The sequence below is a fragment of the Dechloromonas hortensis genome, from assembly GCF_009469765.1.
Lineage (GTDB): Bacteria > Pseudomonadota > Gammaproteobacteria > Burkholderiales > Rhodocyclaceae > Azonexus > Azonexus hortensis.
Map to the genome: position 1 here is coordinate 241,269 of NZ_SSSQ01000005.1, position 6,880 is coordinate 248,148.

6 protein-coding genes and 1 pseudogene are annotated in these 6,880 nt (G+C 59.9%); 5 read left to right on the forward strand and 2 right to left on the reverse strand.

Going from position 1 to position 6,880, the window contains the following annotated elements:
* Window positions 1–45 precede the first annotated feature (45 nt).
* On the reverse strand, window positions 46–1,134 hold the full coding sequence (locus GH663_RS11050) for a tartrate dehydrogenase (protein WP_153131749.1): 1,089 nt from the start codon (window positions 1,132–1,134) through the stop codon (window positions 46–48).
* Window positions 1,135–1,234: 100 nt separating this feature from the next.
* On the opposite strand from GH663_RS11050, the gene GH663_RS11055 reads away from it, so the two are divergent.
* A complete protein-coding gene (locus tag GH663_RS11055) occupies window positions 1,235–2,149 on the forward strand; it encodes a LysR family transcriptional regulator (RefSeq protein WP_153131751.1) in 915 nt (304 codons plus the stop codon).
* 2 nt (window positions 2,150–2,151) lie between these two features.
* Here the strand turns inward: GH663_RS11055 and GH663_RS11060 are convergent, their stop codons facing one another.
* Window positions 2,152–3,075, reverse strand: coding sequence for a LysR family transcriptional regulator (locus GH663_RS11060; protein WP_153131753.1), 924 nt, complete (start codon window positions 3,073–3,075; stop codon window positions 2,152–2,154).
* A 242-nt stretch (window positions 3,076–3,317) separates the two neighbouring features.
* Between GH663_RS11060 and GH663_RS11065 the strand changes: the two genes are divergently transcribed.
* The 4 genes and pseudogenes from GH663_RS11065 to GH663_RS11080 form a co-directional block, all read left to right on the forward strand.
* Window positions 3,318–4,619 (forward strand): MFS transporter, encoded by a 1,302-nt coding sequence (locus GH663_RS11065; RefSeq protein ID WP_153131755.1) that lies wholly within the window; start codon window positions 3,318–3,320, stop codon window positions 4,617–4,619.
* 46 nt (window positions 4,620–4,665) lie between these two features.
* Entirely contained in the window at window positions 4,666–5,565 is a 900-nt protein-coding gene (ttdA, locus tag GH663_RS11070) for a L(+)-tartrate dehydratase subunit alpha (protein ID WP_153131757.1), read from the forward strand.
* Window positions 5,562–6,170: a L(+)-tartrate dehydratase subunit beta gene (gene ttdB, locus GH663_RS11075; RefSeq protein ID WP_066886372.1), complete on the forward strand. Its 609-nt coding sequence runs from the start codon at window positions 5,562–5,564 to the stop codon at window positions 6,168–6,170. Before ttdA ends, ttdB begins: the two co-directional genes overlap by 4 nt.
* A 204-nt stretch (window positions 6,171–6,374) precedes the next feature.
* Window positions 6,375–6,880 (forward strand): annotated as a pseudogene (locus GH663_RS11080) (NADP-dependent malic enzyme); the annotation flags it as partial.

The following is a 6,880-nucleotide window of genomic DNA, read 5'->3' on the forward strand; positions in this document are numbered from 1 at the left end:
GGTTGGCGGTATGGGCTGGGAAAGTATGAAATCGGGGGGGCGCGGCTATGAAGCCAGGGCCTCCAGCGTCGCGGCAATGGCTTTGCCGGCTTCGCTGGTCGTTGCCGTACCGCCCATGTCCGGTGTGCGTGGACCGCTGACCAATACGGTCTTGATGGCCTGCATGATGCCGTCGTGGGCCGCCTTGTATTTCGTGTCGCCTTGACCCAGAAAGTCGAGCATCATCGCCCCGGACCAGACCATGGCGATCGGGTTGGCGATAGCTTTTCCTGCGATGTCGGGGGCCGAGCCATGCACCGGTTCGAAGAGGGAAGGGAATGTCCGCTCGGGATTGAGGTTGGCCGATGGCGCGATGCCGATGGTGCCCGTGCAGGCCGGTCCCAGGTCGGAAAGGATGTCGCCAAACAGGTTGGAGGCAACGACCACGTCGAAACGCTCCGGGCTGAGGACGAAGCGGGCGGTCAGAATATCGATGTGGTACTTGTCCCAGTGCACCGCCGGGTAGTCTTTGCCCATGCTTTCGACGCGCTCGTCCCAATACGGCATGCTGATCGCAATGCCGTTCGACTTGGTGGCCGAGGTCAGATGTTTTTTGGGGCGGCTCTGCGCCAGATCGAACGCATATTTCAGGATTCGATCGACGCCCTTGCGGGTAAAAATTGATTCCTGGATCACCATTTCGCGATCCGTTCCTTCGAAGAGACGACCGCCCACCGACGAGTATTCGCCTTCGGTGTTTTCCCGGACGACATAGAAATCAATATCGCCGACTTTGCGATTCGCCAGCGGGCAGGGCACGCCCGGCATCAGGCGGACCGGCCGGAGATTGACGTATTGGTCGAAATCGCGCCGGAACTTGATCAGCGATCCCCAGAGGGAGACATGGTCGGGCACCGTTGCGGGCCAGCCGACCGCGCCGAAATAGATGGCGTCAAAGCCTTTCAGTTGCTCGAACCAGTCATCCGGCATCATCTTGCCGTGCTGCAGGTAATAGTCGCAGTTCGCCCATTCGAAAGTTGTGAATTCGAGATCAATCGCGAATTTTCTCGCGGCTACTTCCAGGACACGCAAACCCTCGGGCATGACTTCCTGGCCAATGCCATCACCGGCGATCACCGCGATTTTGTGCTTCATGTCGATTTCCTCTGTAGTGAATGGATGACAGGTTTGGCTAGCTTAGAGGTCACGAAAATATTTACAATCCGTGCAAATGTGAATCCTATGGATACGATTCGTGAACATTAAGCCTCAGCTCGAAGATCTCCGCCTGTTCTGCGTGGTGGCACGCAACCGCAGCTTTGCCGCCACGTCCCGCGAACTCGGCATTTCCAAGGCCGCGGTCAGCAAGCGGATCGCCCTGCTCGAAGGTGCCGTGCAGGAAAGCCTGTTTCACCGGACGACGCGCAACGTGTCGCTGACCGCGCAGGGCGAGATCGTCCACCAATGGGCGCAGCGCATCCTCGAAGATGTCGATCTGATGGGGGAGGCAATTTCCCGGGAAAAGGCGGCGCCGAGCGGACTGTTGCGGATTTGCAGCAGCACCGGCTTTGGCCGCAGCCGCCTGGCCCCGGCGCTCTCCGAACTGGCGTGGCAATTCCCCCAACTCGAGATCCAGCTCGAGTTGTTCGACCGGCCGGTCGACCTGGTGGATGAAGGCTTTCAGCTCGATATCCGGATCGGCCAGGTGCGCGAAGGCAATGTCATCAAGCGCCGGATCGCCTGGAATCGGCGGGTGCTGTGCGCCTCGCCAGCCTACCTTGAGCGCTGCGGGGTGCCCCAATCCCTCGAAGACCTGCAGGCCCATCGCTGCATTCCGATCCGCGAACGCGACCAGGATTTCGGGCGCTGGGAACTGGACGGGCCGAACGGCCTCGTTGCCATCAAGGTCAGCGGGCCGCTCTCCGCCAACAACGGCGAAATCGTCCGGCAGTGGGCGATCGACGGTCACGGCATCATCCTGCGGTCGACCTGGGATATCTGCCGCGAAATCGAGGCCGGCGTGCTGACGCCGGTATTGCCGCAGTATTTCCAACAGGCTGATGTCTGGGCGGTCTACCCCTCGCGCTTGTCGGTCTCGGCCAAGGTCAAGGTCTGCGTTGAATTTCTCGAACAATGGTTCGAGCAGACCGGGATGAACGAGCGCTCATAGCGCTACCAGTTCGAAGTGTGCTGGTTTGGACTGTCGGCGTGCCGGCTCAGATAGTCCCGCAGGTGTTCAACAAAATAGGCGACCTTGGCCGACAGGTTCAGTCGCTCCAGATAGACGGCATAGATGTCGGCGGGCGGCGTTTCATAGTCGGCCAGAACCTGTACCAACCGGCCACTCCGCAGATATTTGGCGACATCCCACTCGGCGCGCATCAGGATGCCGTGCCCCTCCAGCGCCCAGTTGATTGCGACTTCGCCATCGTTGGTGCTCAATTTGCCGTGCACCTTGATGGTTTCCGTTTGCTTGCCCCGGCTCAGTCGCCAGTTGCCATAGGCGGCTTCGTTTTGGCGCAGCACGATGCATTGGTGCTGCGTCAGTTCATGAGGGAAGTTGGGCTGGCCGGCGGCGCGCAGATAGGCCGGTGAGGCGCACAGCAGGCGCCGGTTGGCGGCGATTTTCTTGGCAATCAGCCGCGAGTCGGGCAAATCGCCGAAGCGGATCGAGACGTCGATTGCTTCGTCCGGCAAATTCACCGGGCGGTCGGTCAGGTGCAGTTGGACGTCGACATCTGGGTAGGTTTTGGTGAACGCCGAAATGGCCGGGCCGATGTAGGAACGACCGAAACCGAGCGGCGCATTGACCCGTAACAAGCCTTTCGGCGCCGCCCGGCTGCTTGAAACCAGGCGTTCCATTTCATCGATGTCGCTGAGGATGCGCTGCGCGTTCCCGAAATAGACCTCGCCTTCGCTGGTCAGGCTGATCCGCCGCGTCGTCCGGTTGAGCAGGCGCACCCCGAGGCGTTCTTCCAGTTGCGACAGGCGACGGGAGACGGCCGGTGGGGTCAGGTTCAGTTCCCGCGCCGTTGCGGCAAGGCTTCCTTGTTTGACCAGCAGACAGAAAAAGCTCAGTTCCGAGTCGGTGTTCATTATTAAGTTTTTTGCAATGATGAATTAACTTTACATCGATTCATATTTTTTCCAAAGGTTTTAATCTCCGCTCCACGTTACACCCCGATAGAGAACAGCGCGCTTCGAGCCAAAGGTATCGAAGACGCGAAAGAGCCGCAGAAGACGGTGGACATCGCCATAGACCAAGCCCCTTGGTTCGTGGCGGTAGAGGCATCGGTGCTACCGGCATCGATTGTTAATCGACAAAAAGGAGACATCCAATGGAATTGGATATTGAAAAACGGACGATGCGCCGGATCACCTGGCGCATCGTGCCATTCATCATGCTGCTGTACTTCATTGCCTACCTGGACCGGGTCAATATCGGCTTTGCCGCCTTGACCATGAAGCAGGACCTCGGCTTTACCGCCTCCATCCTCGGCTTCGGTGCCGGTATCTTCTTCTGGGGCTACTTTCTGTTCGAGGTGCCCTCGAATATTGCCCTGCACAAGTTCGGGGCTCGGATCTGGATTGCCCGGGTCATGGTGACCTGGGGGATCATTTCAGGCGGCATGGCCTTCGTCGAAGGGCCGACCAGCTTCTACATCATGCGCTTCCTGCTCGGCGCTGCCGAGGCGGGATTCTTCCCCGGCATCATCCTGTATCTCAGCTACTGGTTTCCGGCCCGTCATCGGGCTGGCGTCACCGCGCTCTTCATGGCGGCCGCCCCGATCTCGACCGCATTGGGTTCGCCGATCTCCGCTGCGCTGCTCGAAATGAACGGGGTCATGGGCCTGGTCGGCTGGCAATGGATGTTCATCCTGGAAGCGGTTCCGGCCTTGATTCTCGGTGTGGTGGTCTTCTTCTACATGACCGACAAACCCGAGCAGGCCAAGTGGCTCAAGGACGACGAACGTGCCTGGCTGGTCAATGCCATGCATGCCGAAGCCGCCAGCAAGGCCGATAGCGCCAAGCACAGCATCCTGAGCGGCTTGGCCAATCCTCGGGTGATTGCGCTGGCGCTGATCTATTTCGGCACCTCGGCCGGTCTGTACACGCTGGGCATCTGGGCGCCGCAGATTATCAAGGAGCTCGGTGTTTCCTCGATGACGGTCGGCTTCCTGAATGCAATTCCGCCTATCGTTTCCGTGGTTGCGATGGTGCTGTGGTCACGCCATTCCGACCGCACCGGCGAACGGACCTGGCACGTCGTCCTTGCTTGCTGCGCCGCAGCCATCGGTCTGGTGGTTGCCGCCGGTGCCAACAGCGTGGTCGGCCTGATTGCCGCCCTGACCTTGGTCAATATCGGCATCAGTTGCGCCAAGCCGCCGCTGTGGAGCATGCCGACCATGTTCCTGTCCGGTGCGGCGGCCGCCACGGGGATTGCCACCATCAACTCGATCGGCAATCTCGGTGGTTTCGCCGGCCCCGCCATGATCGGCTGGGTCAAGGACAAGACCGGCAGTTTCGAGTACGGCCTCTATTTCGTTGCCGGTCTGCTCGTGATTTCCGCCGTCCTGACCCTGCTCCTGGCCCGTTCCCAGAAACCGCAGGTGGTGGCGGCCGAAGCGGTTGCGCACTGAAACAACGCCACACCCCAACCCCAACAGATTTTTACAGGAGCACAAAATGGACAAGGAAGCAGCAGTTCACTCCCTGACGGACACCATGGCCAAATTCACGTCTTACATCGGCAAGCGTCTGCCGAAGGACGTCAAGGCCAAATTGGCCGACCTGCGGACCATGGAAACCAACCCCCTGGCCAAGTCGATCTACGACTCGATGGCCGGCAACCAGGAAGCCGCCGACAAGCTGGATCGTCCGAGCTGCCAGGACACCGGCGTCATCCAGTACTTCATCTCGGCCGGTTCCAATTTCCCACTGATCGGCGAGCTTGAAGAGGTTCTGCGCAATGCCACGCTGGGCGCGACCAAGCTGGGGCCGCTGCGCCACAACGCCGTCGAGACGTTTGACGAGAAGAATACCGGTACCAATACCGGTACCCAGATCCCCTGGCTGGACTGGCGCATCGTCCCCGGCGAAGACTCCTGCACCATCGACGTCTATATGGCCGGTGGCGGCTGCACGCTGCCCGGCGCCGCCAAGGTGCTGATGCCGGGGCAGGGCTATGAAGGCGTCGCCGAGTTCGTGATGGACGTCATCACCGAGCGCGGCGTCAATGCCTGCCCGCCGCTGCTGGTCGGGGTCGGTGTTTCAACGTCGGTCGAGACGGCGGCTCGCCTGTCCAAGCTGGCAATTCTGCGCCCGGTCGATTCGAAGAGCAGCAATGCCAATGCCGCCTTGATGGAAGAGTTGCTCGAACAGGGGCTGAACGAGATCGGCATCGGCCCCCAGGGGCTGACCGGCAACAATAGCGTGATGGGCGTCAATATCGAGTCGTCGGCCCGCCATCCCTCGACCATCGGGGTCGCCGTCAATACCGGGTGCTGGGCGCACCGGCGCGGAAAAATCCGGATCAATCCGGATATGTCCTACGAAATCATTTCCCACGAAGGAGTAGTCCTGTGAAAAAGATTCTGACCACCCCGATCAAGGACGAGGATCTGAAAGATTTGAAGGTGGGCGATGTGGTCTATCTGACCGGTCGCCTGGTGACCTGCCGCGATGTGGCGCATCGCCGCCTGATCGAGCAAAAACGCGAGCTGCCGGTCAACCTCGAGGGCGGGGCAATTTTCCATGCCGGTCCGATCGTTCGCAAGAATGCCGAAGACAAGTACGAAATGGTTTCGATCGGCCCGACGACCAGCATGCGGATGGAAAAATTCGAACGCGAATTCATCAAGCAAACCGGTGTGAAGCTGATTGTCGGCAAGGGCGGTATGGGGCCGGAAACCGTGGCTGGCTGCCAGGAAGGCATTGCCGTCCATGCCATTTTCCCGGGTGGCTGCGCGGTGCTGGCTGCTACCCAGGTCGAAGAGATCGAAGGCTACGAGTGGCCCGACCTGGGCATGCCGGAAACGCTGTGGATCAACCGGGTCAAGGAATTCGGCCCGCTGATCATCTCGATCGACACCAAGGGCAATAACCTGATCTCCGACAACAAGGTCAATTTCAACGCCAAGAAGAAGCCGGTTCTGGAACGGATCAGCAAGCAGCTCAGCTTCATCAAGTAGCCGCCAGTAAATCGGGTGAAAACGACGGCTGTTGTTTTCACCCGCACGCATCGCTTGCCGGCATTGCCCGGCAAGGATGGCCGTTTCTCCTGAACAAATAACAAGGGTGGTCCGACAATTCGGCAAGGTGCGGGGAATGTCATGGCATTCATGTCCGCGCGGCTGCGTTTGCCTGACAAAAGCACCTTAATTGGAGGCAGACATATGAATTCAAAACAACTACGCGAAGCAGCGCTCTACTACCACCGCCAGCCCAAGCCGGGCAAAATCGCGGTGACCCCGATCAAGCAGCTCACCAACCAGTACGATCTGTCGATGGCCTATTCGCCGGGCGTCGCCTTTGCCTGCGAAGAGATCGTCGCCGATCCGGCTGAAGTCAGCACGCTGACCTCGCGCGCCAATCTGGTCGGTGTCATCACCAACGGCACCGCCGTCCTTGGCCTCGGCGCCATCGGCCCGCTTGCCGCCAAGCCGGTGATGGAAGGCAAGGGCGTCTTGTTCAAGAAATTCGCCAACATCGACGTCTTCGACCTCGAAATCGAAGAGCGCGATCCGGACAAGCTGATCGACACCATCGCCTCGCTCGAACCGACCTTCGGCGGCATCAACCTCGAAGACATCAAGGCCCCCGAGTGCTTCTACATCGAGAAGAAGCTGCGCGAGCGGATGAAAATCCCCGTCTTCCATGACGACCAGCACGGCACGGCGAT